This window comes from Ruegeria sp. AD5 (assembly GCF_056542345.1).
The window spans coordinates 440,843-466,701 of sequence record NZ_JBQFZR010000002.1 but is presented as its reverse complement, the minus strand read 5'-3'; the positions used below and the strand labels follow the sequence as shown (position 1 = coordinate 466,701).

At 55.6% G+C, this 25,859-nt stretch carries 27 protein-coding genes, 1 tRNA gene and 1 pseudogene; 17 read left to right on the top strand and 12 right to left on the bottom strand.

Features of this window, described 5'->3' with window-relative positions:
• Positions 1 to 50: 50 nt before the first annotated feature.
• From rpmA to ACR0JG_RS10860, 4 genes are all read right to left on the bottom strand, one after another.
• Complete coding sequence (gene rpmA, locus ACR0JG_RS10875) at positions 51 to 320, bottom strand: 50S ribosomal protein L27 (protein ID WP_010440093.1); 270 nt, start codon at positions 318 to 320, stop codon at positions 51 to 53.
• Positions 321 to 331: 11 nt separating this feature from the next.
• A complete protein-coding gene (locus ACR0JG_RS10870) occupies positions 332 to 949 on the bottom strand; it encodes a 50S ribosomal protein L21 (RefSeq protein WP_170421606.1) in 618 nt (205 codons plus the stop codon).
• A 233-nt stretch (positions 950 to 1,182) separates the two neighbouring features.
• Entirely contained in the window at positions 1,183 to 1,989 is an 807-nt protein-coding gene (locus tag ACR0JG_RS10865) for a DUF2059 domain-containing protein (protein ID WP_480569689.1), read from the bottom strand.
• Positions 1,989 to 2,831: a DUF2059 domain-containing protein gene (locus ACR0JG_RS10860; RefSeq protein ID WP_170421599.1), complete on the bottom strand. Its 843-nt coding sequence runs from the start codon at positions 2,829 to 2,831 to the stop codon at positions 1,989 to 1,991. Before ACR0JG_RS10860 ends, ACR0JG_RS10865 begins: the two co-directional genes overlap by 1 nt.
• Before the next feature lie 123 nt (positions 2,832 to 2,954).
• Between ACR0JG_RS10860 and ACR0JG_RS10855 the strand changes: the two genes are divergently transcribed.
• The 9 genes from ACR0JG_RS10855 (at position 2,955) to ACR0JG_RS10815 (ending at position 11,674) form a co-directional block, all read left to right on the top strand.
• Positions 2,955 to 3,044 (top strand) — tRNA-Ser (locus ACR0JG_RS10855).
• Between the two features lie 202 nt (positions 3,045 to 3,246).
• Positions 3,247 to 3,801, top strand: a complete 555-nt coding sequence (locus ACR0JG_RS10850) for a hypothetical protein (protein ID WP_170393102.1) — start codon at positions 3,247 to 3,249, stop codon at positions 3,799 to 3,801.
• Between the two features lie 210 nt (positions 3,802 to 4,011).
• A complete protein-coding gene (locus ACR0JG_RS10845) occupies positions 4,012 to 5,040 on the top strand; it encodes a zinc-binding dehydrogenase (RefSeq protein WP_480569686.1) in 1,029 nt (342 codons plus the stop codon).
• 42 nt (positions 5,041 to 5,082) lie between these two features.
• Positions 5,083 to 5,958, top strand: coding sequence for a branched-chain amino acid ABC transporter permease (locus tag ACR0JG_RS10840; protein ID WP_170393104.1), 876 nt, complete (start codon positions 5,083 to 5,085; stop codon positions 5,956 to 5,958).
• 4 nt (positions 5,959 to 5,962) lie between these two features.
• On the top strand, positions 5,963 to 7,060 hold the full coding sequence (locus tag ACR0JG_RS10835) for a branched-chain amino acid ABC transporter permease (RefSeq protein ID WP_480569683.1): 1,098 nt from the start codon (positions 5,963 to 5,965) through the stop codon (positions 7,058 to 7,060).
• Positions 7,057 to 7,821, top strand: a complete 765-nt coding sequence (locus ACR0JG_RS10830; RefSeq protein WP_170421563.1) for an ABC transporter ATP-binding protein — start codon at positions 7,057 to 7,059, stop codon at positions 7,819 to 7,821. The genes ACR0JG_RS10835 and ACR0JG_RS10830 overlap by 4 nt, the downstream gene beginning before the upstream one ends.
• Positions 7,818 to 8,591 (top strand): ABC transporter ATP-binding protein, encoded by a 774-nt coding sequence (locus tag ACR0JG_RS10825; RefSeq protein ID WP_480569680.1) that lies wholly within the window; start codon positions 7,818 to 7,820, stop codon positions 8,589 to 8,591. The genes ACR0JG_RS10830 and ACR0JG_RS10825 overlap by 4 nt, the downstream gene beginning before the upstream one ends.
• Positions 8,592 to 8,596: 5 nt before the next feature.
• On the top strand, positions 8,597 to 10,483 hold the full coding sequence (locus ACR0JG_RS10820) for an AMP-dependent synthetase/ligase (RefSeq protein WP_480569677.1): 1,887 nt from the start codon (positions 8,597 to 8,599) through the stop codon (positions 10,481 to 10,483).
• Between the two features lie 30 nt (positions 10,484 to 10,513).
• Positions 10,514 to 11,674, top strand: coding sequence for an ABC transporter substrate-binding protein (locus ACR0JG_RS10815; RefSeq protein ID WP_480569674.1), 1,161 nt, complete (start codon positions 10,514 to 10,516; stop codon positions 11,672 to 11,674).
• Between the two features lie 60 nt (positions 11,675 to 11,734).
• On the opposite strand, the gene rpsI is transcribed toward ACR0JG_RS10815, so the two are convergent.
• Together rpsI and rplM are read right to left on the bottom strand one after the other, a co-directional pair.
• Complete coding sequence (gene rpsI / locus ACR0JG_RS10810; protein ID WP_010440030.1) at positions 11,735 to 12,220, bottom strand: 30S ribosomal protein S9; 486 nt, start codon at positions 12,218 to 12,220, stop codon at positions 11,735 to 11,737.
• A 6-nt stretch (positions 12,221 to 12,226) separates the two neighbouring features.
• Positions 12,227 to 12,685, bottom strand: a complete 459-nt coding sequence (gene rplM / locus ACR0JG_RS10805; protein ID WP_039536983.1) for a 50S ribosomal protein L13 — start codon at positions 12,683 to 12,685, stop codon at positions 12,227 to 12,229.
• Between the two features lie 239 nt (positions 12,686 to 12,924).
• On the opposite strand from rplM, the gene ACR0JG_RS10800 reads away from it, so the two are divergent.
• Positions 12,925 to 13,290 carry a nuclear transport factor 2 family protein gene (locus ACR0JG_RS10800; protein WP_170817762.1) on the top strand — a complete coding sequence of 122 codons (366 nt, stop codon included), beginning with the start codon at positions 12,925 to 12,927 and terminating at the stop codon, positions 13,288 to 13,290.
• 3 nt (positions 13,291 to 13,293) lie between these two features.
• Here ACR0JG_RS10800 and ACR0JG_RS10795 read toward each other — a convergent pair whose 3' ends face one another.
• Positions 13,294 to 14,697, bottom strand: a complete 1,404-nt coding sequence (locus tag ACR0JG_RS10795; protein WP_480569671.1) for an aminotransferase-like domain-containing protein — start codon at positions 14,695 to 14,697, stop codon at positions 13,294 to 13,296.
• Positions 14,698 to 14,796: 99 nt separating this feature from the next.
• Between ACR0JG_RS10795 and ACR0JG_RS10790 the strand changes: the two genes are divergently transcribed.
• Positions 14,797 to 15,024 (top strand): DUF1127 domain-containing protein, encoded by a 228-nt coding sequence (locus ACR0JG_RS10790; protein ID WP_170562784.1) that lies wholly within the window; start codon positions 14,797 to 14,799, stop codon positions 15,022 to 15,024.
• A gap of 59 nt (positions 15,025 to 15,083) precedes the next feature.
• Here ACR0JG_RS10790 and ACR0JG_RS10785 read toward each other — a convergent pair whose 3' ends face one another.
• On the bottom strand, positions 15,084 to 15,527 hold the full coding sequence (locus ACR0JG_RS10785) for a PaaI family thioesterase (protein WP_223118064.1): 444 nt from the start codon (positions 15,525 to 15,527) through the stop codon (positions 15,084 to 15,086).
• Between the two features lie 49 nt (positions 15,528 to 15,576).
• Here ACR0JG_RS10785 and ACR0JG_RS10780 point away from each other — a divergent pair.
• The 4 genes and pseudogenes from ACR0JG_RS10780 to gluQRS all read left to right on the top strand — a co-directional run.
• A pseudogene (locus tag ACR0JG_RS10780) lies at positions 15,577 to 16,371 on the top strand (enoyl-CoA hydratase); the annotation flags it as partial.
• 251 nt (positions 16,372 to 16,622) lie between these two features.
• A complete protein-coding gene (trmFO, locus tag ACR0JG_RS10775; RefSeq protein ID WP_480569668.1) occupies positions 16,623 to 17,963 on the top strand; it encodes a methylenetetrahydrofolate--tRNA-(uracil(54)-C(5))-methyltransferase (FADH(2)-oxidizing) TrmFO in 1,341 nt (446 codons plus the stop codon).
• A 38-nt stretch (positions 17,964 to 18,001) separates the two neighbouring features.
• Positions 18,002 to 18,616 carry a class I SAM-dependent DNA methyltransferase gene (locus tag ACR0JG_RS10770; protein ID WP_480569665.1) on the top strand — a complete coding sequence of 205 codons (615 nt, stop codon included), beginning with the start codon at positions 18,002 to 18,004 and terminating at the stop codon, positions 18,614 to 18,616.
• Positions 18,613 to 19,458 (top strand): tRNA glutamyl-Q(34) synthetase GluQRS, encoded by an 846-nt coding sequence (gene gluQRS, locus ACR0JG_RS10765; protein WP_223118068.1) that lies wholly within the window; start codon positions 18,613 to 18,615, stop codon positions 19,456 to 19,458. Before ACR0JG_RS10770 ends, gluQRS begins: the two co-directional genes overlap by 4 nt.
• 23 nt (positions 19,459 to 19,481) lie before the next feature.
• On the opposite strand, the gene hisI is transcribed toward gluQRS, so the two are convergent.
• Positions 19,482 to 19,871: a phosphoribosyl-AMP cyclohydrolase gene (gene hisI / locus ACR0JG_RS10760; protein WP_170405665.1), complete on the bottom strand. Its 390-nt coding sequence runs from the start codon at positions 19,869 to 19,871 to the stop codon at positions 19,482 to 19,484.
• 48 nt (positions 19,872 to 19,919) lie between these two features.
• Between hisI and ACR0JG_RS10755 the strand changes: the two genes are divergently transcribed.
• Together ACR0JG_RS10755 and ACR0JG_RS10750 are read left to right on the top strand one after the other, a co-directional pair.
• Complete coding sequence (locus tag ACR0JG_RS10755) at positions 19,920 to 20,372, top strand: iron-sulfur cluster assembly scaffold protein (protein ID WP_170405662.1); 453 nt, start codon at positions 19,920 to 19,922, stop codon at positions 20,370 to 20,372.
• A 56-nt stretch (positions 20,373 to 20,428) separates the two neighbouring features.
• Positions 20,429 to 21,067 (top strand): MarC family protein, encoded by a 639-nt coding sequence (locus tag ACR0JG_RS10750; RefSeq protein WP_170393121.1) that lies wholly within the window; start codon positions 20,429 to 20,431, stop codon positions 21,065 to 21,067.
• A 185-nt stretch (positions 21,068 to 21,252) separates the two neighbouring features.
• Here ACR0JG_RS10750 and ACR0JG_RS10745 read toward each other — a convergent pair whose 3' ends face one another.
• The 3 genes from ACR0JG_RS10745 to ligA all read right to left on the bottom strand — a co-directional run bounded on the left by ACR0JG_RS10745 (position 21,253) and on the right by ligA (position 25,825).
• Positions 21,253 to 21,375 carry a hypothetical protein gene (locus ACR0JG_RS10745; RefSeq protein ID WP_255612104.1) on the bottom strand — a complete coding sequence of 41 codons (123 nt, stop codon included), beginning with the start codon at positions 21,373 to 21,375 and terminating at the stop codon, positions 21,253 to 21,255.
• A 110-nt stretch (positions 21,376 to 21,485) separates the two neighbouring features.
• Entirely contained in the window at positions 21,486 to 23,576 is a 2,091-nt protein-coding gene (gene recG / locus ACR0JG_RS10740; protein WP_480569662.1) for an ATP-dependent DNA helicase RecG, read from the bottom strand.
• Complete coding sequence (ligA, locus tag ACR0JG_RS10735; RefSeq protein WP_480569659.1) at positions 23,573 to 25,825, bottom strand: NAD-dependent DNA ligase LigA; 2,253 nt, start codon at positions 25,823 to 25,825, stop codon at positions 23,573 to 23,575. The genes recG and ligA overlap by 4 nt, the downstream gene beginning before the upstream one ends.
• Positions 25,826 to 25,859: the final 34 nt, after the last annotated feature.

Sequence of the window (25,859 nt, the reverse complement as noted above, 5' to 3'; positions counted from 1 at the left end):
ACTTTGTGCCGGTCCCCCATGAATTTTTCTTAAACCTTCTGGGTTTCGGCTTACTCTGCGGCCTCCGCCACTGGCAGGACCGAAATAAAGGTGCGGTTTTTAAGTCCCTTATGGAACTTCACGGCGCCATCGACAGTTGCAAAGATGGTATGGTCTTTGCCCATGCCTACGCCTTCGCCCGGCCAGAACTTGGTGCCGCGCTGACGTACGATGATGTTGCCTGCGATGGCGGCCTGGCCACCATACAGCTTCACGCCAAGGCGACGACCAGCTGAGTCGCGACCGTTACGGGAGGAACCGCCAGCTTTCTTATGTGCCATTCTCTCTCTCCTTAGCCCTGAGCCAGCTCTTTGGCTTGCTCAACCCATTCGGGTTTCACTTTGATGGTGTCGATAGCAGCAATCTGCTCGTCCGACAAGGCGGCCAGAGCGGCAAAGCTTTCGATACCGGCTTCAACCAGCTTTTTGGCAGCGGCAGGGCCGACACCGTTAAGGGCTGTCAGATCGTCGGCGGCAGCAGCTGCGGCGGGTGCCTCTGCTTTGGCTTCAGCTTTCTTGGCAGGCTTTTTCGCTACCGGAGCAGCTTCGCCAGCCGGTGCCGAACCGGTTGCAGCTTTGATGCCCGACTTGTCAGCGCCCGACGACAGGATGTCGGTGATTTTGACCAGAGTCAGTTTCTGACGGTGACCAACGGTACGCTTCGAGCTGTGCTTACGACGGCGCTTGACGAACTTGATGACCTTGTCACCTTTGATCTGTTCGATCACTTCGGCCTGTACGCCTGCGCCTTCAACGAAAGGTGCACCAACAACCGGTGCGTCGCCGCCCAGCATCAGAACATCGTTGAATTGAACTTTTTCACCTGCGTCGGCAGCCAGCTTTTCAACACGGAGCACATCGCCCGCCTGAACCTTGTACTGCTTGCCGCCAGTCTTGAGGACCGCAAACATGCGTCTTTCCTTTGTCTAACCGCGTTCTGTGGTCCCCGATTGGGTGTTTCCGGCTTTCGCCACCTCGAACAGCGCGCCCTTTTCGGGCTGTGTGAATGACCTTTGGCACATGCCATCAGGTCAAAGAATAACGATACCCGGCGCGGAAAGCCGGCCGGGATGCGCGCTTATCGAAGCATTCATGAAGAAAGTCAACCAAAAATCCGCGGCTCAGAGATCCGAAAATCTGCGGCTCAGAGATCCGACGCTTTCATGGCTTGCGCGACGGTTTGACCAAGCTGGTAAGAGATGCCGTTTAGCATTTCATCAAAACCCATGAACAAAGCGGAATTCAAGGCCCGACCCGCATCGGTTCGGGAAAAGGCGATGTTCTCTCGCATCTGAGACTCGTTCAACGGCTGATAGGCCAATAAAAGGAACGAGTACATCCATTCAGTTGTCTCCGCCCTGGTGTTCTCATGCTGAGATAGCAGTTCCTGCAACACGGATGCATCGTCGAACAGGGCACTTTGCCCGGAGGCTAATCCTTGGTAAAAACTATAATCAGCGCTGATGGTGCCTTGCACATTTTTCTCGATCAGGTCGTTGACCTGCACATATTCATCTACAAGACGAAAAAACATGCCCTCGCGATCAACCTGTTCGTAAGCGCTGCGTGCCATCTCTTCGATCGCGTCATTTGCAATGGCCCGGCGCGCCGAGTTTTCCAGAGAAACGATGCTTTGCCCCAGTTCGCTTTCAAAAAAGATCGAAGCTTGTTCTATCTGCACATCGGACATCATCTCGCCAACCGACAGCGAAAGTTGTTGGTGCATCGTGGTCGGATCGTACAAATCCTCAACTTGCGCCAAAAAATAGGCTCCTCCTGAGCTGCCCAGCATCGACTCGTTGATTGCATGCCCTTGCGCCACGCCTTCTTCACTAAGAATTTTCATAAAATCCAAAATATGCATCGCATGCATCAGTCTTTCAGCACGCTCGCTTGCGGCCAGAGGCAGCGCCCAGATCGTCAAACAGAGTGCCGCAGCTAAAACTCGCATCAGATATCCTGTGCCGGGCGCAATTCGGCCATGCGGGCGGCCAATACTTCGAACCGCATCGCCATGATTTCATATTGGATCGCATTCAACAGCTCATAGACCTCCTGCATCAGAGGCTGTTCCAGAGCGTCAACATAGGCGTCGACATCCTCATCCGAGAAATCCTGGTAGGTGTAAGCCGCCCCTGCCAAAGCTGACAGTTGCAGAGATCGACGCAACTCACCTTCATTGCGTTGGATCATCGCGCGCAGTTCATCTCCGCTCAGTTGCATGTCGATAATGCCAGACGCACTTGCGGCCAGTAAAAACCGCACCTGAATCTCTTGCAGCGCGCGCAGCGAGGTTCCGCTGGCGTCCACCGCACGGTTCATGCGCTTCAGGCTTTCAACACGAGATGAGCCTTCTTTTATCAACTTCGAGACGATTTCTTGCCCGGCCAGTTGTTTTGCATCATCATCGTCATCCATATGAGCGGCGTTTTCAGCAACGACCAGTCTTTGCCCCAACTCCGAGGCGTAAAACGAGACCGCGTGGACCAGCGCCTCTTCGCTAAGCGTCTGTTCAAGGATCGAGACGGCCGTTTCGTGCATCAAAGCGGTATCAAACACCTCTTCGGTCAGACGCGCCCAATCCGATCCGAAGCCGTCAGGGTCGATACCCAGCATCTGCGGGGCCGAAGCAGAGGCCTGCGCTATGCTTTCCAAGGCAACGTCAAACCCTGTCGTGGTCAGAAACGCCTCAATCTGATCCTGACTGGCGGCCTGAGATGGCGAGGCCATGACACCAAGCGAGAAAATTGGAAGGATGAGGCTGATTGCGAACTGGCGTATAAAGTAAGTCATACATATCAGCCTAGGTGTTTTCTTACCTCTGGCAATGGAAAATCCCACTATCGTCAAAATCCGGTATTTTCTGCTTGCACCCCTGCCCGTTCACCACTAAATCCCCCCCTCACAGACCCCCGCGGAGAGGTGCCGGAGTGGTCGAACGGGGCGGTCTCGAAAACCGTTGTGGGTGCAAGCCCACCCAGGGTTCGAATCCCTGTCTCTCCGCCATAAATCAATTCATCCTTCAAGGCTGTTTCTTTGCTTGTGTTGCGATTCCTGCAATGGATGGCATGATGTTGCCACTGCCTGCAGTGTCAATCAGCGCAGTGTGGCTCAAACCCGCAATATGCTGCAAACTCACGTGTTTTCCCCTTTGCTTTAACGTACCTTAACCCCATCTGAGCGACACATCATTTGAAGGAGACATCCAATGTCGCGTCTTTTACTTATCGTAGCCATCGCCGTTATCGGCGGAGGCGCTTACTATTTCGCCACAAAACCTGAACCAACCCCTGCCGAGCAGTTGCAATCGGCGGCTGAAGATGCCTCAGAGGCGGTTGGTGAAGCAGCCTCGGCAATACAAGAGGGCGCTGCTGATGCCGTTGAGGCGGCGACTGAACAAGCATCCGAGGCTGCGTCCTCGATTGCTGATCAGGCCTCGGAAGCTGCATCTTCGGTATCGGAACAGGCCAGCGACGCTGCCACTTCTTTGACCGAGCAGGCCAATGATGCAGCCTCAGCAGCTGGCGATCAGGTCGCAGCGCTTGCCGGTCAGGGGCAGGAACTGTTCAACTCGTGGGTTCAGGACGGCATGCTGACCGCGCAGAATTTCGACTATGACGCAATCGTCACGTCGGTTCAGGAAAGCGCCTTGTCTCAGGACATCAAAACACAGGTTATGAAGATCCTCGACGAGATCAAAGCGTCGCCTGAGCTGGTTGTCGCGAAGATACAGGATCTGCGCAATCTGATGACGCAGCAGTGATCAATTCCAGAACCAGCCCTAAGAGGGCTGGTTCACCCGGTCGGGATGCGACTTAATTTGCGTCACATTACGGCATTACCCAATTGACATAGCTCACCGTGTTTGATTGCTTTCTTGAGATTGTTTTGAAAAAATAAAACCTTTTGTCAGTGTGTTACATTGTGACGATGAAGGCCTCGTGCTGAACTCGCATCAAAGAAGGATCGAACGATGACCACCCTGCCTTACACCATGTTTGCCGTTGTTCAGACGCAGGACGGATATTCCGGCACAGCCACGGGACCGACGCTGGAGAATGCCTCGGACTGGTTAGCGGAGGCTGAACTGCCTGTACCTGTCCCAAAGGCGGGACAAGTGTTGATCAAAGTGCGCACTGCCTCGGTGAATCCTTCAGATATCCATTTTATCAAAGGAGAATATGGTCAGCCGCGGGTCAAAGGCGCCGCAGCAGGGTTCGAGGGGTGCGGAGATGTTGTTGCCACCGGTACCGGGGCTGACGCCCTGCTGGATCAGCGCGTGGCCTTTGTGGCTGCAGGCTCTGGTGCTTGGGCCGAATATGTTGTGACGCAGGCCCAGATGTGTATCCCCTTGCGCCCCGAAATCTCGGATGAGGACGGGGCGGCGCAGATCGTAAACCCGCTAACCGCAATGGCGATGGTGGATATCGCACGGGCTGAGGGCGAGGCTTTTGTGGTCTCTGCCGCCACCAGCCAGCTTGGTAAGTTGATGTGCAGCCTTGGACGGGATCTTGGGTTGAAACCGATCGCTCTGGTGCGGCGCGCCGAAACGGTCGAGATGTTAAAAGGCCTGGGTGCGGCAGAGGTGGTCGTGACCAGCGATACGGATGCGCCGACGCGGTTTGCCACGATCAGTGCAGATCTGAAACCTCGTGTTTTTCTCGACGCGGTTGCCGACCAACTGTCAGAGCAGGTGTTCTGCGCGATGCCCAATGGCGCGCGGTGGGTTTGCTATGGGAAACTCAGTACGGAAATGCCGAAGTTGACCCAGATGGGCCAGTTGATCTTCATGAGCAAACGGATCGAGGGCTTCTGGCTGACCCGCTGGATGATGGACACACCCCCGGCTGATCAAATGCGAGTTGTCAGCGAAGTGCAGGCGCGATTTGCAGATGGGCGCTGGCGCACAGATGTTTCCGCACGGCTTTCGCTACGAGAAGTGCTGCCAAATCTGGCGGATGCTCTGAAAAAGAGTGACGGGAAGGTGATAATCACTCCATAGTAGAACAAAGCGCCGGACTTAACCGGCTTAGGGAGGGTGAGATTGGATAACGCACAGCTGCTGATTAGCGGGCTGGCGAATGGTTGTGTCTACGGCCTGATCGCCCTTGGCTTTGTACTGATTTACAAAGCCACCGAGGCAGTGAATTTTGCGCAGGGCGATTTCATGATGCTGGGTGCGTTTGTCACCATTGGCCTTACGAATACGGAATATATGGGGCTGCCCTTCTGGCTGGCGCTACCGATTTCACTGGGGATTATGGGCGCACTTGGGTATCTGATCGATCGGCTGATCATCCGCCGCGTCTTTGGCGAAAGTCAGACTGCCGTGGTGATCCTAACCATCGCCTTGGGCTTTGTGATCAGGTTTGCAGCTGGTCTGATCTGGGGGCACGAGCCGCAAACGCTGCAGAACCCATTGGCTGGTAAGGAAATCCGGTTCGGTGGTCTTGTGCTGGGGATGGAGGACGTGGCCGTGATTGTTGTCACCGTCCTACTGACCTGGGGTCTTTATGTGTTCTTCAGCAAGACCAAGCTGGGGCTTGCCATGCAAGGTGCGTCTCAAAACCAGTTGGCGGCATATTACATGGGGATACCGGTTAAGCGGGTTCAGGGCTTAATCTGGGCATTGGCCGGAGTTGTCGCCGGGATTGCCGGAATTTTGTTCGCGGCCAAAGGCTCGGTCGATCCCACAACTGGGCTTCTGGGAATCAAGGCATTTGCAGCAGCTGTGATAGGCGGATTCGGCAGCCTGCCTGGCGCTTTGGCCGGCGGGCTAATCGTCGGCGTAATCGAGCCCTTTGCCAGCCGCTATATCGCAGCCGGGTACAGTCAGATCGCGCCTTATGCGCTGTTGCTGGCAGTTCTGATCTTTCGACCGCATGGGCTGTTCAGCCAGGTGCGGGTCAAGAAGGTCTGATCGCATGCGGATTGTTTTCAAAACAAACTATATGCAGGACATTCGCCCTTGGAAGGATGGCTATCAGCTCAGCCTCTATCTGATCCTGTTGGCGGTCGTAACCGCTGCGCCGTGGTGGTTGGATGACTTTTATCTTGGCGAACTGACCAATGTTCTGATCTGGGCCATCGCGGGTTTGGGCTTGATGATCCTAACCGGCCATACCGGGCAGGCCAGCCTTGGCCATGCCGCCTTTCTGGCCGTTGGGTGCTATGCCAATGTCATCCTGATTGAGGCTGGGGTGCCCTTTCTGCTGGCGTTCCCGTTGGCGGGCCTGTTGACCGGCATCGTCGGAGCAACCGTCGCCATCCCTGCCCTGCGCCTGCATGGCATCTATCTTGCGATCTTCACCCTGGCTCTGTCTGTGCTCATGGACGACATCATCGTTCTGGCCGAACCCGTCACCGGAGGTGTCGCGGGTAAATATCTGGGTGGTGTCGAAATCTTCGGATATCTGGTCGATCGTTGGGCCACCCCGGCCCCGTTTTTCTGGCTGGTGCTGGCCGTCGCCGTTATCGTGACACTGGGCTATATCAACCTATTGCGCGCGCCCTTGGGCCGTAGCTTCATCGCCGTACGAGACTCTGAGGTCTCAGCGCAGGCGATGGGTGTGGATATCGCGCGCACCAAGACGATCTCTTTCGCCCTCTCCTGCGCGGTCACCGGACTAGCAGGCGCATTGATGGGTATGTTCTCTGGGGCGTTCAATAACGAGACCTTCAGTGTCGTAATTTCCATCCAATTGCTGATGATGATCGTTATCGGAGGTCTGGGTTCGATCCATGGCGCGTTTTTGGGCGCAATCGTGATCGGTTTCCTACCGCAGTTTCTGTCGATTTCAAAAGAATACGCAGCAGCCCTGTTTGGCGGCAATACGGTCGCCATTCCGGGGCTCGAATTCGGCATCTTCGGCATGATCCTGATCGCCTTTATTCTGTTCGAACCGATGGGTCTGTATGGTCGGTGGCTAAAAATCCGGACGTGGTTCGAACTGTTCCCCTTCTACCGCAAGGACATGTTCAAAAGACAAAAGTCCTATCTCAAGACGGAGCGTCTGAGATGAGCTTGCTGGAGTTTGAAAACGTTACCCTGAAATTCGGCGGTCTGACTGCTGTGGATGATCTGTCCTTCAACGTGCAAGAAGGTGAGGTGTTCGCCATCGTCGGTCCCAACGGCGCAGGCAAATCAACGGTCTTCAACCTGATTTCGCGCTTCTATGATCCTTATGCAGGTGCGATCCACTTTGACGGGCATGATCTGCTGCGTATCAAGCCCTCGGGTGTCGCGGCCTATGGCGTCGCGCGGACGTTCCAGAACATTGAACTGTTCGAACATGCGACCGTTTTGCAGAACCTCCTGGTCGGGCGCCACCGGCACCGCAAAACCAATCTGATCTCGGAAATTCTGTTCTCGCCCTCAGCTCGCAGGCAGGAGATCGAGAACCGAGAAAAGGTAGAAGAGATCATCGACTTCCTCGACCTCCAGGCCTTTCGTGACAAGATGATCTCGGGCTTACCCTATGGCGTGCGTAAGGTGGTCGAAGTCGCCCGAGCGTTGGCCACCGATCCAAAACTCCTGCTGTTGGATGAACCCGCCTCGGGCCTATCGGTGGAAGAGACCACAGATATGCGTTGGTGGATCGATGACATCCGGCGTCAGATGGGCATTACCGTGCTTATGGTAGAGCATGATATGGGTCTGGTCTCGGGCGTATCCGACCGGGTTCTTGCCATGGCCGACGGAGCGAAGCTTGCCCTTGGAACCCCAGCCGAAGTTCAATCTCATCCTGCTGTGGTAGAGGCCTATTTGGGCAAAGCTTCATGAACCAACCGATCCTTAGCATTCGCAATGTTGAAAGCTTTTATGGCCCGATCATGGCCATTCGTGGCGTGTCATTGGACGTGCATCGAGGGCAGGTCGTTTCAATCCTGGGCGCAAATGGCGCGGGCAAGACAACGCTGATGAAAACAATCTCAGGCGTGATGGATCCCGAAAAAGGTTCAATCACATTTGACGGTCAGCAAATACAGGGATCGGAACCTCACAAGGTCGTGCAAAAAGGCATCGTCCATGTGCCCGAGGGACGCGAGGTCTTTCCACTTTTGACCGTCGACGAGAACCTGAACCTTGGGGCTTATACCCTGTCGGATAAAGGACAGATCGATCATGACCGCGATCTGGTGTTTTCCTACTTTCCTGTGCTGAAAGACCGCCGCAATCAAGAGGCTGGCACTCTGTCCGGCGGGCAACAGCAGATGCTGGCGATTGGGCGCGGCCTGATGGCTAACCCGCGTATCATGCTGCTGGATGAGCCCTCGCTGGGCCTATCGCCGCTGCTGGTGCAAGAGATTTTTGGCATTCTCAAACGCCTGAATGACGAACAGAGCATGACAATGATGCTGGTCGAGCAGAACGCCAATGCGGCACTGGCACTCGCCCATCATGGCTATGTAATGGAAATCGGACGGATCGTTATGGATGGTGCGGCTGAAACCTTGCTGCAATCCGAGGACATTCAGAACTTCTATCTGGGCGTTCAGGAAGAAGGCGCGCGAGAAAACCGCCGCTGGAAACGCAAAAAGACGTGGAGGTGAGCTGGATGGACGCAAGCCCCCTGCCCCCTCAGACCAGTATCAACGGTGTGCAGTTCAACGCTACGCCAGGTCAGAGACCCCTGCGAGTCGATGGCTGTGTCACGATATGCGAGTTATTCCAGAAACGCTGTGCCGAACTGGGACCGCGTACGGCGCATCGCGAGAAGGACTTCGGCATCTGGAAATCCTACTCATGGGCCGACTACTGGCAACACGCCAAATGGATCGGGCTGGCCCTGCGCAAGCTGGGTCTGCAACGTGGCGAGGTTGTCTCGATCCTGTCCGAAGACCGCAAGGAATGGGCGTGGTTCGACATGGGCATCCAGTGTGTCGGAGGGATTGCTTCGGGCGTCTACACCACAGATTCGGCCAGCCAGTTAAAATACCTGATCAATGACAGTGGCAGCCGGTTTCTGATCGTTGAAGATGAAGAGCAGTTGGACAAGTTCCTCGAAGTCGAGGCGGATCTGTCCGATCTGCTCAAGGTCATTATCCTTGAGGATGAAGGCCTGCACGACCTGGATCATCCGCGTTGCATGATGATCGAGGACTTGTATGCTCTGGGGCAGCAAGCTGAGGTCGATGAACCCGGCGCATTCGAAGCAGAAATCGCTGAAACCACGTCACAAGACACCGCCCTGCTCATATATACGTCAGGTACCACCGGTAATCCCAAAGGCGCCATGCTAAGCCATGAGAACATCATGGCCGCGATTGAGGCAGGGGCGCATTCCCTGCCCTCCCAATCAACCGACGAACAGCTATGTTTTCTGCCGCTCTGTCATATCCTCGAACGCGACGTGTCGATCTACTACCCGCTTGCGATGAAGACTACTGTGAATTTCGCTGAAAGCCCCGAGACAGTGTTCTCCAACCTGCAAGAGGTCTCTCCCGCCACCTTCACTGCCGTCCCGCGCGTGTGGGAGAAGATCTACTCGCAGGTCATGTTCATGGCGAAAGAAGCAACGCCCACAGGGCGCTTCGCCTTTGCACAGGCGCTCAAGTCTGGAATGGCGCGGGCCGAATTTATCCTTGCAGGCAAACCTGTTCCAGCACCGATCGCTATGCAGTTCTGGCTTTGGGATCGGCTTGTTCTGCGCAACCTGCGCCGGATGCTGGGCTTAGATCGTCTCCGCCGAGGCGGCTCTGGTGCAGCGCCGATCTCTCCCGATTTGCTCAGGTGGTATTGGGCAATTGGTGTGCCCATTGTCGAGGGCTTCGGTATGACTGAAACCGCCGGCATAGCAGCGCTGAACACGCTTGAGGCCAACAAGATCGGCACCATTGGAAAACCTGTTCCTGGCAACGACCTGCGCATCGCGGAAGACGGAGAAATTCAGGTCAAAGGCCTGAACGTCTTTCAGGGCTACTGGCGCAACAATGCCAAAACAGCCGAAAGCTTCACCTGCGACGGTTGGCTGCGCACTGGGGATATGGGGCATATCGACGAGGAAGGCTTTGTCACCATCACAGGGCGCCTCAAGGACATCATCATTACTGCGGGCGGTAAGAACGTCACGCCCGCAGAGATCGAGAGCGGGTTGAAGTTCAGCCAGTATATCTCGGACGCGGTGATCATCGGGGATCGGCGCAAGTATCTGACGGCGCTAATCATGATCGATCAGGAAAATGTCGAGAAATTCGCACAAGAGCGCAAGATCCCCTTTTCGAACTTTTCTTCCCTTTGTGCTGCTTCCGAAGTGACGGAGCTGATCGGCGAGGAAATCGCAGCGGTTAATAAGGACTTTGCGCGGGTCGAACAGATCAAGGATTTCCGGCTGATCGACGTGTTGCTCACTGCCGAAGATGAGGAGCTGACGGCGACGATGAAACTCAAACGTGGTCTGGTGGAAAAGAAACACGCACATCTCATTGAAGATATGTACAATTAGTTAAGGGGCGACCCAACAGGGAGGAGAAGTATGAAACACTTATTTAAGGGCCTTGCCGCAGCGACGGCATTGACTGCATCTGCCACGATCAGCTGGGCGCAAACACAAGGCGTGACAGATGACGAGATCGTCATTGGCTCAGTCAACGACCTCAGCGGCATCTTCGCTGCTGTGGGCGTTCCGGCCACCAAAGGCGCAAATGTGGTCTTTGATCGCGTCAACGCCGAGGGTGGCGTGCATGGCCGCAAGATCCGCTTTGTCGTCGAGGATAACGGCTATCAGATGCCACGCGCGATGCAGGGCTATAACAAGCTGCTGAACCGTGACAAGGTTTTCGCGATGTTGCAGTCGCTGGGTACGCCGATGAATGTTGCTGGGTTCAAGCTGCTGGATCCGAAAGGTATTCCCAACGTCGCCCCTCTGACCGCCGCGCGGCAAATGCTGCAAGAGCCGATGAAGAACAAGTTCACCTCGTTCTCGACCTATTACGATCAAGCTCGGATTGGGGTGAAGTATCTGAACGGTGAATTTGGATCGCAAACCGTTTGCACCATGTACCTGCCTACTGATTTCGGTGAGGAAATTCTGGAAGGCAGCAAAGCGGGAGCCGAAGAGGCTGGCATCACTTTCGGCGCTGAGACCACCCATAAACCGGACGAGACGGATTTCGTGGGGTCCTTGAGCAAGCTTAAAGAAGAAGGTTGTGACATCGTCACGATGGCGCTCGGCGTGCGTCAGGCAATCACTGTTGTTGGAACGGCCAAGAAAATGGGCCTGACCGACATGAAGTTCCTCGGCACCTCTGCCAGCTTCCTAACCGTGGTGGCGCAGGTGCCCGGTGGTGTGACCGACGGTTTCTATGCGGCGGCCTCGTGGCTGGATCTCTGGGCGCGCGCCGAAGAGCCCGCCCCGGCAGCATTTATTTCTGAATACAAAGAGGCTACGGGCGAAGACCCGGTCGGATTTTCAATGCTGGGCTATTCAGCGGCCGAGATGATGGTCAAAGCGCTTGAAGCTGCAGGTCCTGATCTGACGCATGATAGCTTCATTGCCGCGATGGAATCTCTGGATTACATGGATGAGTTGGTCGGCAACCAGATCACCTATGGGCCCAATGACCATCAGGGTGCTGACTCTGTATTTGTCAGCGTCGTCGAAAATGGTGCGTGGAAACTGGTTTACGAAGAATAAACCGACCAAGGAAAAAGGGCTCGCAGTTGCGAGCCCTTTCCAATTCGGTATCCGTAGAGATTAACGCTTCGAGAACTGGAACGAACGACGCGCTTTGCGCTTACCGTATTTCTTACGTTCCACAACGCGGCTGTCGCGGGTCAGGAAGCCAGCGGCTTTCAGAGCGCCACGCAGGTTGGGATCGTACAGTTGCAGCGCTTTCGAGATGCCGTGCTTGACCGCACCGGCCTGACCGGTCAGGCCACCGCCTTTGACGGTTGCAACAACGTCGAACTCACCTTCCACACCAGCAACCTGGAACGGCTGGCGCAGGATCAGCTGCAGAACGGGACGCGCAAAATACTTGTCCTGATCCTTGCCGTTTACGGTGACCTTGCCGGAACCCGGCTTGATCCAGACGCGGGCAACAGCGTCTTTACGCTTGCCGGTGGCGTAGGAACGACCCAGCTCGTCACGTACGGGTTCACGTACGATAACTTCTTCGGCCACGGTTTCAACGCCTGCGACGGCGCTCAGCTCTTCGAGAGTATTGATCTGATCAGCCATCGGTCATTAGCTCCGGGTGTTTTTCTTGTTCATGGACTTTACGTCCAGAACTTCGGGCGCTTGCGCCTCATGAGGATGCTCGGCACCAGCATAAACGCGCAGGTTGGTCATCTGCTGACGCGCCAGACGGTTGCCCGGCAGCATGCGCTTGACCGCTTGGGTCACGACGCGCTCGGGGTGTGCACCCTCAAGGATCTGCTGCTTGGTGCGCGACTTGATGCCGCCCGGGTGGCCAGTGTGCCAGTAGAAGTTCTCTTCGCGCTTCTTGCCGGTCATCTGGATTTTGTCAGCGTTGATCACGATGACATTGTCGCCCATGTCCATGTTGGGTGTGAACGACGCTTTGTGCTTGCCACGCAGGCGCATGGCGACGATCGAGGCAAGACGGCCCAGAACAACGCCCTCGGCGTCGATCAGGATCCATTTCTTGTCGATGTCTGCAGGTGTTGCAGAAAAGGTTTTCATGGCAGGATAGTCCTGTTTGATGTGAAAGACCGCCCCTTGGCGGAGCGGCCCGAATTCGATGGAGGGGGTTTAGACCTACTAGTTATGCAGGTCAATACAGGCAAAGTATAATATATCTATCAATAACAATAACTTATAAAATAGGTATTATTTTACCCCAAAATTTCTTCGGCATATCCAACTTTACGTAGTTTAGCTAAGCTAGACTCAACCAAGATCATCCAATGTCGGAGGTGGCTATGCAAGAATTGGAACAGGTTATCGCTGCCTATGGTGCGGCATGGCAGTCGACCGATCCCGAAAAGCGACTGAGCCTTCTTGAGCAGTGTTTTGCACAAACTGGTCGTTACGTCGATCCAACTGCAGAAGTTTCCGGCAGAGATCAACTCAATGCCCATATCGGAGCAGTTCTGAGTGATACAAAGGGCCGAGTTGAGCTGACCAGTGAGCCGAATTCACACCATGATGTGGTCCACTTCACCTGGCATATGGTTGCTCCCGATGGTTCCATTATGGTGGCCGGACATGATTTCATTCGTCTCGATGCCGATGGTAAGATTTCTCATTTGTCGGGCTTTTTCGGTGACCCTGCCCCAGTGCAATAGCGGCTAGACGCTTATTTGTTCGGGTGGGTTATCGAGCAGCGCGCGCAGACGCAGCATGGCATCTTCGAACTTCTCGAGCGAGACATGCCCATTCACCGCTATACGAACGGCATTTGGCGCGCGACCATCCCGCAGCGCGAATTCATCGGCCGATCGCAGCTGAATACCTTCCCGCTCGGCCGCCCGGCTGAACGCAGCAGACCGCCAACCGGAAGGCAAATGAAGCCAGACGAAGGGAATCTCAGAATCCCAGTTTAGATCGAAGCCACCCAGGGCGTTTACCGCCACACGTACATATTCGCCCATCTTGGAGCGAACGTTTTTTGCAAGTTGCCTCGCCTCTGGATGTCCCAACAGTAACCGCGTCAACTCAGCCAAAGGCTGGGCGAGCCCGAAATACCCGTATTCTGCAGAACGCCGCAGATCGACGCTCTGCTCTTTCGGTGCGATGGCGAAACCTACCCGTAATGCTGGTGTTAGAGTTTTCGAAATTGACGAAACATGCCAGCCCCGTTCGGGTGCCAAAGCACGATAGCTGGGCGCGCGGGCCTCGCCCATGCGATAGCAATCGTCTTCGATGATCTGCAGTTCATACTTACGCGCGATCTCAACAACTTCTTTGCGTCGCTCCAACGGAGAATGCCCGCCCGTCGGGTTCTGCACCTCGGGTGAGACGCAGATCGCCTGCGCCTTCGTTTGCCTGAGTATGTGGTCCAGCGCTTCAGGGCTAATGCCCCATTTGTCCATTTTTACCCCGACAACCTCGGCGCGCATCAACTCACCTGCCCGTCTGAACCCGGCATAAGACAAGTCCTCAACCAACACGATGGGTTTTGGATCTTTCAGAACGGTCTGGAACACAACGCAAATGCCACTTTGCCCACCATGTGTCAGTACAATGTCATCTGCATTAATTGAGCCCAGAGGAAGATCTGACAACCAGTCGGCCACAACCTGGCGCAGGGGTAGGTAGGCATCTCGGGTCGGATAGTTCATAAACATCCGCGGATCGCCTTTTGCAACCTTTTCAAGGCATTCGCGGATTAATGTCACCTGCCCCACATCCGGCAAGCGTGGGCTGAACAGGCTGACATTGGATTCATATTTGTCGTCCCTCAGATGTAGCTGCCGCGACCAGACATCATCCAGAATGGGCGATCTCGGCGGGGCTACAAATGTACCACGCCCGACCTCGGCTTGTAGCAAACCTTCATCGGTCAGGATCGTATAGGCGCGCGCGACAGTGCCTGGTGTAATCTTTAATCGATACGCTAACTCACGCACCGGAGGTAGTTTCTTTCCAACCTCCAGTGTTTTGTTTTCTATCGCTTTTCGGATCGTGTCAGCGACCAGAGTATATTTTGGACCTTTGGATTTCGGTAACGCCTCTGGCCAAATTGTATCCATTACAATTCTTCCTTTGATTTCGACACAATGCTGAATGTATCAAGGCAGTGTACCGAACATATTTACTTTGTGTCAATACAATTTGAAAGGATACCCAAGATGACACGCGCAATGCACAACCCCGCCCTCTTGCTGCTGAACGACAGCCCTCGGCTGCCGCTGATCGCCGCGCTGGCCGTGCGGTTTGCGGCGTCGGTCACACAATGGGAACAACGTCGCCGCAGCCGGGTAAACTTAGGTAAGCTGGATGACAGGCTGCTCCGCGATGTCGGGCTGACCCGCCATCGGGCAGATTCAGAAGTCAGCCGCTATTTCTGGATGAAATAGACTATCCCCAGTCCCATCTAAGGGACCTCTTCCTGGCCGGGGTTTATCCCCGGCCTTTTTTACCCAAAGGCAGCAGCGGCTGAGCCTTCTGGAGGAAGCGAATAGGTCATGCTGGCCCGCGCGACGGGCTTGTCAGAGCCCACCGAGTAAATCAGCACATCCCCAACAGCCAGTGTACGACCTAATTTCAACAACTTACACTCAGCAATCAGGTCCGCCCCGCCTTCGGGCTTGCGCAAGAAATCCAGAGAACTGTTGGTGGTGACAGCCAGAGATTGCCGACCTTTCCGTGCCAAAACCATTGCATATACACTGACATCGGCCAGCCCGAACATGGACGGACCAGATACTGTGCCTCCGGGGCGCAGGTGACGGTCTTCGACCCTCAGGCGCATGGTGATGTTGGCTTCTGTCAGATCCTCGACGACAAAGTCGCTATGAACCTGTGGAAACACCTGTGCCAGGTATTCCGTCAATTCTTGTTTGTTCAGTGCTAATGACATGCTTCCCCTCGTCGCTCTGCCCGCCTAGAGTTGGCCTGAACGCCAGCGGGAGGGCAAGATGGCAATTCTGGAACGTAACGACACAGGTGCGATTGCACGGCTTCGAATGAACGCGCCTGAGCGGTTGAACGCCCTCAGCGATGAAATGCTGGCGGCACTGCAGGCAGAGTTCGATGCGCTGCGCGAAGACAAGTCGATTCGTGTTGTTGTTCTTTCCGGTGCGGGGAAAGCCTTTTGCGCGGGGCACGATCTGAAACAGATGACCCAGGGGCGGCAGGCACCCGATGGTGGGCTTTCCTATTTTCAGGATCTGTTCGACCGATGTGCCAAGATGATGATGTCCATTCAGTCCCTGCCCCAACCCGTGATCGCCCAAGCGCACGGGATCGCCACTGCCGCAGGGTGTCAGCTTGTAGCAACCTGTGACCTGGCAATCGCGGCCGAGGGTACACGGTTCGGCGTAAATGGTGTCAATATCGGCTTGTTCTGCTCCACTCCGATGGTGGCTCTCAGCCGGAATATACCGCGGAAACAGGCGTTTGAAATGCTCACGACCGGTGATTTTATCACCGCCGAACGCGCGGCTGAGCTGGGTCTGATCAATCGAGCGGTTCCCGAGAACTTGTTGGAAGATGAAACCAATGCGTTGGCCGAGAAGTTGGCAGGCAAGCTCAGCAGTGCGGTGAAAATCGGTAAAACCGCTTTTTATCAACAGATTACAATGCGGACTGATCAGGCATACGATTATACCGCCGAGGTAATGGCACAGAATATGATGGACCGGAATACTGAGGAAGGAATTAGTGCCTTTATCGAAAAGCGCCCGCCTGATTGGCACCAGTAACGCAATTATTTAATTCATTTTTGCCGACTGTTCGCATTTTTTCACTTTTCAAAAGGGCGACACTGTGGCAAAGCTGGGTCAAGGCCAAGGCCTGACCATACTTTTGGGTCGCCGTGGGCGGAAGGTCCCTCCAAGCTGGTTTCTCTCACCGGCGTTGACATTCCCGCAGCGGCGACCCCAAGAATCCCCCTCAGAACTAAAGCCATTACTGCGCATTGCGCATGGCGCTGCTCTGCCCTATTTGGCAGCACATGATAGAGACATTGCATATCGTGGGCGGCGGCATGGCCGGGTCCGAGGCCGCCTGGCAGGCAGCGGAAATGGGCGTGGATGTTGTGATCCACGAAATGCGTCCTAATGTGGGCACGTTTGCACACCAGACCGGCAATCTGGCCGAGATGGTGTGTTCGAACTCATTCCGATCGGATGATGATGAACAGAACGCAGTCGGCTTGCTGCATTGGGAAATGCGCGCGGCAAACGGGTTGATCATGACGACCGCAGATAGCCATCGCCTGCCTGCGGGTGGCGCGCTTGCGGTTGACCGTGATCCTTTTGCCGAAGCCGTAACTGCCAAGCTGAAGGCCCATCCACGGGTCTCGGTCTCAGCGGAAGAAGTAACCAGTCTACCCCAAGACGGAAAGTGGATCTTTGCAACCGGGCCGTTGACCTCGCCCGCATTGGGGGAAGCCATTCGCGCAGAGACTGGTGCCGAGGCGCTGGCCTTTTTCGACGCGATCGCCCCCATCGTCTATGCAGACAGCATTGATATGAGCAAAGCCTGGATGCAGTCACGCTACGATAAGGGCGAGACTGAGGAAGAGCGCACCGCCTACCTCAACTGTCCGATGGATCGTGACCAGCACGAAGCCTTCATTAATGCGCTGCTGGCTGCAGATAAGACCGAATTCCACGAGGGAGAGACCGCTGGTTATTTCGACGGCTGTCTGCCGATCGAGGTTATGGCCGAGCGCGGTCGTGAAACTTTACGCCATGGCCCGATGAAACCTGTTGGCCTGACAAATCCGCATCAACCGGACGTAAAACCTTATGCCGTCGTCCAATTGCGGCGCGACAATGCCTTGGGCACGTTGTTCAATATCGTCGGTTTTCAAACCAAGATGAAGTACGGAGCGCAGACCGAGGTATTTCGTATGATACCGGGTCTGGAAAATGCCAGCTTTGCGCGATTGGGTGGCATTCACCGCAATACTTTCATCAACTCTCCGACTTTGCTGGACGCGCAGATGCGGCTTAAGTCTAGGCCAAATATTCGTTTTGCGGGGCAAATCACGGGGGTGGAAGGGTATGTGGAAAGCGCAGCGATGGGCCTTTTGGCAGGCCGTTTGGCCGCTGCCGAAATACTAGGCCGATCCCTTCCCGACGTACCGCAAGACAGTGCGATGGGCGCATTGATCCACCACATCACGGGCGGCGCCGAAGCCAAGACCTTCCAGCCGATGAACGTGAATTTCGGTTTGTTTCGTCCGGTCGACGGCCTGAAGGGGGGGCGCCGAGGCCGCAAGGACCGCTACAAGGCCTATACCGATCGCGCAAAAGAAGTCTGGAGCGATTGGGTAAAGCAGTGTTGACTGGACGTCGCCCCCAGCCTGCGCCTAACATGTAAGGTATGAGCGATAAGTTTCTGAAAGACACATACAATCTGAATTCTGCCCAGGAAACGCACGATCACTACCAAAAATGGGCGGCCTCATACGATGATGAAGTCGGTGAGCACGGATATGTCACCCCGGACCGTGTTGCGGCAGCATTGAAATCCTTTGTCTCAGATGCTGATGTGCCGGTGCTGGACTACGGATGCGGTACCGGGTTGTCGGGTTTAGCACTTCGCAAGGCGGGTTTTCGTGTCATCGATGGGATGGATCCAACACCAAAGATGCTGGAAGGTGCCGCTGCCAAGGGGGTTTATCGCAACTTGATAAACTTCGAAGTTACTGATCCCAACCCCATTGAGGCCGAGGCTTACTCAACCATAACATGCATTGGCGTCATCGGCGTTGGTGCCGCGCCGCCTGAAACCTTTGATCTACTTATGAACGCGCTGCCACGTGGCGGATATCTGGCGTTTTCCTTCAACGATCACACTTTGGCTGACCGCACTTACACCGGGCGGCTGAACGACTGGCTGGACATGGGTCACGCAAGGCTGTTATTCCGCGAATACGGTCCGCATCTACCGGGTGTGGACATGAAATCTGACGTATATGTTGTTGAAAAAAAGTGATATTCACAACGCGTTTTGCGCCATCGCCAACAGGTCCGCTGCATTTGGGGCATGCCTATTCCGCGCTTCTTGCGTTTGATCAGGCACGGGCTGCGGGTGGATCATTTCTTTTACGGATCGAAGATATTGATCAATCGCGATCCAGGTCCCATTGGGAAACCCAGATCTACGACGACCTGCACTGGCTTGGACTGCGCTGGCCGCACCCGGCGATGCGCCAGTCGGACAGGCTGCCGCGATACAGAGAGGCATTGGAAATTCTGAAAAACATGGGCCTTGTCTACCCTTGCAGCTGCAATCGTGCCGATATCGAATCTGCGGCCGATGCTCCGCAGGAAGGTGTACCCCAGTTCGGACCTGACGGGCGCATCTATCCAGGCACGTGCCGCGACCGCCCTTTGTCGGATGCTTCAGATGGGGATGTTCTGCGCCTGAACATGCACAAGGCTATCAAGGCATCCGAACTTCGTGGATTTTGTGAAACTGGTGCGAAGTATTTGGGAACGCATGAGCTTGATGCGCACAACCTCATGAACGCGGTTGGCGATATCATTCTCGTTCGGCGCAATATGGGCAGTTCGTATCACTTGTCCGTTGTGGTTGATGACGCGGACCAGAACATCTCCCATGTGGTCCGGGGCGAGGATTTGTTCGATGCCACGCAGATACATGTCCTTTTACAAGGGCTGCTTGGGTTGCCGACACCTGTTTATCATCATCACCGTCTGATCCGGGACAACAACGGCAAACGCCTCGCGAAACGTGACGACGCACGCGCCATCTCGCTTTATCGCGAACAAGGAGCATCTCCCGCTGAAATCAGAGAGATGGTGGGCATTTGACCTGACCACCATCAGAGGCCCCACTATTCCATCGGCTTCATGAGCTCGACTTCGGTCCCATCGCGGACGGCCGTGTAGAAACAACTTCGCCGATTGGTGTGACAGGCTGGCCCCGTTTGGTTCACCACAATCAGCAGGCAATCCCTGTCGCAATCGACGCGAAAATCCACCAGGGCCTGAAAGTGGCCTGAGCTTTCGCCCTTGATCCAGAACGCCTGTCGCGACCGCGACCAATACGTAACCCGTCCGGTTCCCAACGTGCGCTCGATGGATTGGACATTCATCCAGGCCATCATCAGAACCTCGCCCGTCGCTTCGTCCTGTGCGATCGCGGGGATCAAACCCGCCTCATTGAATTTCAGTGTCGACGGATCGAACAAGACTGCGTCAGCCATCGCAAAAACCTTTTGCATCCCAGAATCCCGCCATTATGTATGGGGAATGGACAACGAGGGAAAGCCATGAGCGGCGAAACCGATCTGATCAAGCTCTATTCCGGACGCATCTTGGCGCTAGCTGCGGATATTCCTCATCTGGATCGCTTGGATAATCCCGATGCGACGGTAAAGAAACGAGCCCCTTTGTGTGGATCGACCGTGACTGTAGACGTCAAGCTCGAAGATGGGCGGATCGTGGACTTTGGGCAAGACGTCAAGGCCTGTGCGTTGGGTCAGGCCTCGGCTTCGGTCGTAGGCAGCGCCGTGATCGGGGCGACGCGGTCGCAGGTCGAAACCGCACGTGATCAGCTTTCCGCAATGCTGAAGAAAGACGGCCCTGCCCCCGAGGCGCCCTTTGACGGGCTCGAAGTTCTGATGCCCGCGCGGGACTACAAGAACCGCCACGCGTCAATCCTGCTGGCGCTTGACGCGACCGCCGAGGCGATGGAGCAGGCCGAACAAGCCAACTGCGCCTGATTGGCTTTTCCATACAAAGCCGTATAGGGTGCCCCCAATGATTGGGGGGGGCTAACGTGAACAATTTGCTGGAACATTTTGTGACGCTCTGGGTCGTGATCGACCCGATCGGCACCATCCCCGTCTTTATCGCTGTCACTGCTGGAATCGCGACGGGTGCGCGTCGTAAAACTGCTTTACTGGCCGCGTTGGTCAGCGCAGGCATTCTGCTGTTCTTTCTGATCTTTGGGCAACTTGTGATCGAGGCTTTGGATATCGGCCTTAACTCGTTTCAGGTTGCAGGCGGAATTATTCTGTTTCTCTTCGCTCTGACCATGATCTTTGGCGAAAGCAAACAGGTGATCGAGCAGCGCCAGGCCGAAGAAGACTTGGACGACAAAATGCACAAGACCAATCCGGCCATTTTCCCTTTGGCCGTCCCTTCGCTTGCGTCACCGGGCGCGATGCTGGCGATAGTGGTTCTAACGGACAACAACCGATACAGCGTCGCCGATCAGAGCATCACTGCACTGGTTATGTTGGTCGTTATTGCCATAGCGTTTGTGCTGATGCTGCTGGCCGAGCCGATCATCCGGTTGATCGGGCATTCCGGCGCGGCGATCATCAGCCGCGTGATGGGGATGATCCTTGCATCCGTCGCCGTAAATTCAGTTCTATCCGCCACGATCGAAATCATCAAAACCGGACAGCTGTAAAAAGAACCGCCGCACCTTCCGGGCGGAAAGGGCGGCGGCAAGTCATGCGTTTCTCATGTAGGGTCCGGATCACCGCACGGGGCCGAGGCAGGCCCCTTCAAGGGAAATGGGACAGGCAGGTCACCCTTGACTATGACGGGGAGACAAGCGCGGTGTGATCGGCACGAGATCGCAGGCAGAAAGGCTTAGAACCCGGTTGGCAGGTGAAGGGCAACCACCAGCATCACAACCAGTGAAACCGCGCCCGCTGCATCCTGCAAAATCGTGGATTGTGAACGGGTAAAGGCAGTTTTGATCTGGCTCAGCATGGTCTCACCTCCGGTCAGGTTTAATCCTTTGTTGACCTTTTGTTCTCATATTTCAACGAGTCGGTAAAGAACTTTTTGAGAACATTTGTGAACTTAGTGGGATTCTCGGTCTAACCCACTGATATCAAACGGATCGCCTGATCCTGCTTCATAAGCCACAGAAGAACACGCGCAGCCTGCCCCCGATCCGAGGTCAATTTGGGGTCTGCGGACAGCAAAGCGCGCGCATCTGATTGCGCCACCGCCATCAGCCCAGCTTGCCTTTCAAGATCAGCAATCCGGAACTTTGGCAAACCAGATTGAGCCGTTCCGATAAGGTCACCCGCACCGCGCATCTGTAGATCGGTCTCAGCAATGCGGAAGCCGTCTTCAGTTTCTCGGAGTACCTCCAGCCGTTTGCGACCACCCTCGCTAAGCGGTGGTTGATACATCAACAAACAGGTTGAGGCATCTTCACCACGTCCAACTCGGCCCCTAAGCTGATGCAACTGCGCCAGACCAAAAATCTCTGCCCGCTCAATCACCATGATCGTGGCGTTGGGCACGTTCACCCCAACCTCAATCACCGTAGTAGCGACAAGGACTTTGGTCTTACCACTCTGAAACGCCGCCATTGCCGCGTCTTTATCGGCGGGCGGCATTTGGCCGTGTACCAGACCCACCACATCGTCCCCCAAGATCGCGCGCAACCTTTTGAAACGCTCTTCAGCTGCAGTCAGGTCCGAGACCTCGGATTCATCGACTAATGGGCACACCCAATAGCATTGTTTGCCTGCATCAATCGCACCGCGCAGATGGGCCACAACTTCGTCCATGCGTTGCGTGCTGACGACTGCGGTCTTGATCGGTTTACGACCCGGCGGCTTTTCATCCAGCACCGAGACGTCCATATCGCCGTACTGCGCAAGCGCCAAACTGCGCGGGATGGGCGTAGCGGTCATCACCAGCACATCCGCGCGTTGGCCCTTTTCGGACAGCTCCATGCGTTGGCGGACGCCAAAACGGTGCTGCTCATCAACGATGGCCAGTCTTAGCGCTTTGAATTCAACATCGTCCTGAAACACCGCGTGGGTACCGACCAATATCTGAATATCTCCCTGCTTCAGCGCAGCCAGCTTCGCTCGACGCTCAGCCCCCTTGTCGCGCCCGGTCAGGATTTCCAGCACAACTCCGGCTTCTTCTGCCAATGGTCGCAGCCCTTCAAGATGCTGCCGGGCAAGGATTTCGGTAGGGGCCATCATCACCCCCTGCCCGCCAGCTTCGACGGCTATAAGCAGCGAAACAAATGCTACCAGAGTCTTTCCTGCCCCCACATCGCCCTGAAGCAACCGGTTCATCCGCGTCTCAGCGGCCATATCTGCCGAGATTTCCTCGATCGCGCGTGTCTGCGCTCCGGTTGGTCGATATGGAAGGCTTGCCAGCACCTTGGATTGCAACACGCCGGTGCCGAGACTGACGATCCCTCGCGCTTTACGCTCACGCTGTCGTGCCAGGGCCAGCGTCAGTTGATGTGCGAGCAGCTCATCGTAAGCCAGACGTTCCCGCGCGGGCGAAAAAGGTGCTACGTCGTCCGCCCCCTGCGGGTGATGCGCCGCGTGAATAGCAGTTGCCCAATCAGGCCAATTCTGTTGTGCCACCTGAGCGGGGTCGGCCCATTCGGCCAATGCAGGTACTCGCGCCAACGCGCTTTGAGCAGCTTTATAGGCAGTTTTTTGCGTTACACCCTGCGTCAGATGATAAACTGGCTCAAACTCGGGCAATTCGCCTGCGTTTTCAGGCGCGACCATATGATCGGGGTGTACCATCTGAGCCATGCCATCGAACAGCTCAAGCTTTCCCGATACCACCCGGCGTGCGCCCTCCGGCAACAGCCTCTTCAGATAGTCCCCTCGGGCATGAAAAAACACCAGTTGGAAATCCGCCTGACTGTCTTCAACATGAATGCGATATGCGCCCCCTTTGTTCCGCGATGCTCGATGCGCGCCGATTGTCACCTCAACAGTCAGAGTCGTCGGAAGGTCGGCGCCCTGAATCGTATCGCGTCGCCGCCGGTCAATCACCGCATAGGGTAGCGAAAACAATACATCGCGCGGTGAATCGATCCCTAATTGGCCCAGAAGCTGCGCGGTCTTCGGCCCCACACCATCTAGTGTTTCAAGACCCGCAAACAGCGGAAAGAGCTGTTCAGGCCTGCCGCTCATAGATCGCCAATCAGTTGAAGCCAGCTATCTTCATCCAAGGTTTCGATGCCCAGATCAGCCGCTTTTTTCGCCTTGGACCCTGCGCCCGGGCCCGCCACGAGCAAATCAGTTTTCTGACTGACCGAGCCGGATACCTTGGCCCCCAGCGCTTCGGCGCGGGCCTTGGCCTCGGCGCGTGTCATTTTTTCAAGCGTTCCCGTAAACACGACGGTTTTTCCTGCGACCGGACTGTCTGACGCAGGAGCCTCTGGTGGAACAACCGTCAGATGTTTACGCAGATCATCAAATGCTTGGCGTTCCTCCGAATTGGCAAACGCATCAGATAGTGACAACCCGAGCGTGGCGCCGATTCCGTCGATACCAATCAGATCAGCCCAGGCGCTGGCGGCATCTGTCGAAACATCCATTCGCACGAAAGCCGCATCCCGAACTTCTTTAACTTTCGCGCGTCTCGCTTCTGCAGTAGCCGCGATTCTCTCGGCGTCTTCCGCTTCATCGGCTGCACGCTGCGCAAGCGCGGCAGGCCGGGCCGTATCAATGGAGGCCGCCATTACATCCCATTCCCGATAAAACAACGCCAAATCTCGTGCCCCAACTTCGCCCACATGACGAATCCCCAGAGCGAACAACAGACGGGCGAACGGTATGGTCCGCTTATCATCGATCGCTGCGAACAGGTTGCTGGCCGATGTCTCGCCCCAGCCGTCGCGGTTTTTCAACCGAGCCAGGTTTTCGGTGTCACGATCTTTCAATGTAAATATGTCAGCGGGTGTGTTTATTGGCAGAAGAGGATCGCCAAAAAACATCTCGATTTGTTTTGCGCCAAGCCCTTCGATATCGAACGCCTTGCGCGATACGAAATGTTTGAGTTTTTCAACCGCCTGAGCGGGACATATCAGCCCCCCTGTGCAGCGGCGGACCGCATCCCCCTCTTCCCGGATCGCGTCGCTGTCACATTCCGGGCATTTCGTCGGGAAAGCGAAGGGCCGCGCATCATCGGGTCGTTTCGACAGATCAACATCCGAGATTTTCGGGATCACATCCCCGGCCCGATAGACCTGAACCCAATCTCCAACGCGAATATCCTTGCCCTCACGAATGACCCCGCCTTTGGCGTCCCGCCCTGCAATATAATCTTCATTGTGTAGGGTCGCGTTCGAAACAACTACCCCGCCAACGGTTACCGGATGCAGGCGCGCTACCGGGCTAAGCGCGCCCGTACGACCCACCTGAATGTCGATGGCTTCAAGCCGCGTCCAAGCCAGTTCGGCAGGAAATTTGTGCGCAATCGCCCAGCGGGGCGTGGTAGATCGGAAACCCAGCCGGGCCTGCAGACTCAGATCATCGACCTTGTATACGACCCCATCAATGTCATAGCCCAAGGTCGCGCGCTGAGCTTCAATCTGACGGTAATGTTCCAACATCTCATTAGTCGTTGAGCAACGCCTTGTCAGCGCATTGACCTGGAACCCCAAGGTTTTGAGGCGATCAATTGCGTCCATCTGAGTCTCAGCTAGCGGTGCAGACAACTCACCCCAGGCGTAGGCAAAGAATTTCAGCGGGCGAGATCGTGTTATTTCGGAATCCAGTTGACGGAGCGAACCAGCCGCAGCGTTGCGCGGATTTGCAAAGGTCTTTCCACCTGTTTCGACCTGACGTGCGTTCAAAGCCTCGAAATCATGGTGAGACATGTAGACCTCGCCGCGAACCTCAAGAACGTCTGGTGCACCCTCAATTCGGTGTGGAATATCGGAAAGCGTACGCGCATTTGCGGTAACGTTTTCACCGGTCTCACCATCACCACGTGTTGCAGCCTGCATCAGTTCACCCTGCTCATACCGCAGGGATAATGACAGGCCGTCGATTTTGGGCTCAGCTGTATAGGCGAGCGGTGCCTCATCTCCCAGTCCCAGATATTTGCGGATCGAGCGGTCAAAATCGGCAACATCCGTGTCATCAAACGCATTGCCCAGTGACATCATACGCACGGCGTGGGTCACTTTTGCAAATCCATCTGAAACGCGTGCGCCCACTTGTTCAGTAGGGCTGTCGGAGCGTTTCAGTTCGGGGAATCGCGCCTCGATCTCGGCATTGCGACGCTTGAGAGCATCATAGTCGGCATCCGAAATTTCTGGAGCATCTTCAGTGTGATAAAGCTGGTTTGCCCGCAGCAGTTCGTTGGCGAGCCGGGCCAATTCTTCCCGTGCTTCATCTTCTGTCAGATCTGCGATTGCTGTGGTATCGCTCATGGCCCCGCCCTGTCACATCGTCTTGAAAACCAGT

Coding starts and splice junctions, on each gene's coding strand:
- ACR0JG_RS10845 (WP_480569686.1), top strand. CDS start 4,012: ATGACCACCCTGCCTTACACCATGTTTGCCGTTGTTCAGACGCAGGAC.
- ACR0JG_RS10755 (WP_170405662.1), top strand. CDS start 19,920: ATGAGCGGCGAAACCGATCTGATCAAGCTCTATTCCGGACGCATCTTG.
- ACR0JG_RS10800 (WP_170817762.1), top strand. CDS start 12,925: ATGCAAGAATTGGAACAGGTTATCGCTGCCTATGGTGCGGCATGGCAG.
- ACR0JG_RS10850 (WP_170393102.1), top strand. CDS start 3,247: ATGTCGCGTCTTTTACTTATCGTAGCCATCGCCGTTATCGGCGGAGGC.
- ACR0JG_RS10785 (WP_223118064.1), bottom strand. CDS start 15,527: ATGTCATTAGCACTGAACAAACAAGAATTGACGGAATACCTGGCACAG.
- rplM (WP_039536983.1), bottom strand. CDS start 12,685: ATGAAAACCTTTTCTGCAACACCTGCAGACATCGACAAGAAATGGATC.
- ACR0JG_RS10835 (WP_480569683.1), top strand. CDS start 5,963: ATGCGGATTGTTTTCAAAACAAACTATATGCAGGACATTCGCCCTTGG.
- ACR0JG_RS10820 (WP_480569677.1), top strand. CDS start 8,597: ATGGACGCAAGCCCCCTGCCCCCTCAGACCAGTATCAACGGTGTGCAG.
- ligA (WP_480569659.1), bottom strand. CDS start 25,825: ATGAGCGATACCACAGCAATCGCAGATCTGACAGAAGATGAAGCACGG.
- trmFO (WP_480569668.1), top strand. CDS start 16,623: ATGATAGAGACATTGCATATCGTGGGCGGCGGCATGGCCGGGTCCGAG.
- ACR0JG_RS10865 (WP_480569689.1), bottom strand. CDS start 1,989: ATGCGAGTTTTAGCTGCGGCACTCTGTTTGACGATCTGGGCGCTGCCT.
- rpsI (WP_010440030.1), bottom strand. CDS start 12,220: ATGGCTGATCAGATCAATACTCTCGAAGAGCTGAGCGCCGTCGCAGGC.
- ACR0JG_RS10870 (WP_170421606.1), bottom strand. CDS start 949: ATGTTTGCGGTCCTCAAGACTGGCGGCAAGCAGTACAAGGTTCAGGCG.
- ACR0JG_RS10825 (WP_480569680.1), top strand. CDS start 7,818: ATGAACCAACCGATCCTTAGCATTCGCAATGTTGAAAGCTTTTATGGC.
- rpmA (WP_010440093.1), bottom strand. CDS start 320: ATGGCACATAAGAAAGCTGGCGGTTCCTCCCGTAACGGTCGCGACTCA.
- ACR0JG_RS10790 (WP_170562784.1), top strand. CDS start 14,797: ATGACACGCGCAATGCACAACCCCGCCCTCTTGCTGCTGAACGACAGC.
- ACR0JG_RS10830 (WP_170421563.1), top strand. CDS start 7,057: ATGAGCTTGCTGGAGTTTGAAAACGTTACCCTGAAATTCGGCGGTCTG.
- hisI (WP_170405665.1), bottom strand. CDS start 19,871: ATGCAAAAGGTTTTTGCGATGGCTGACGCAGTCTTGTTCGATCCGTCG.
- ACR0JG_RS10745 (WP_255612104.1), bottom strand. CDS start 21,375: ATGCTGAGCCAGATCAAAACTGCCTTTACCCGTTCACAATCCACGATT.
- ACR0JG_RS10770 (WP_480569665.1), top strand. CDS start 18,002: ATGAGCGATAAGTTTCTGAAAGACACATACAATCTGAATTCTGCCCAG.
- ACR0JG_RS10815 (WP_480569674.1), top strand. CDS start 10,514: ATGAAACACTTATTTAAGGGCCTTGCCGCAGCGACGGCATTGACTGCA.
- recG (WP_480569662.1), bottom strand. CDS start 23,576: ATGAGCGGCAGGCCTGAACAGCTCTTTCCGCTGTTTGCGGGTCTTGAA.
- ACR0JG_RS10795 (WP_480569671.1), bottom strand. CDS start 14,697: ATGGATACAATTTGGCCAGAGGCGTTACCGAAATCCAAAGGTCCAAAA.
- ACR0JG_RS10860 (WP_170421599.1), bottom strand. CDS start 2,831: ATGACTTACTTTATACGCCAGTTCGCAATCAGCCTCATCCTTCCAATT.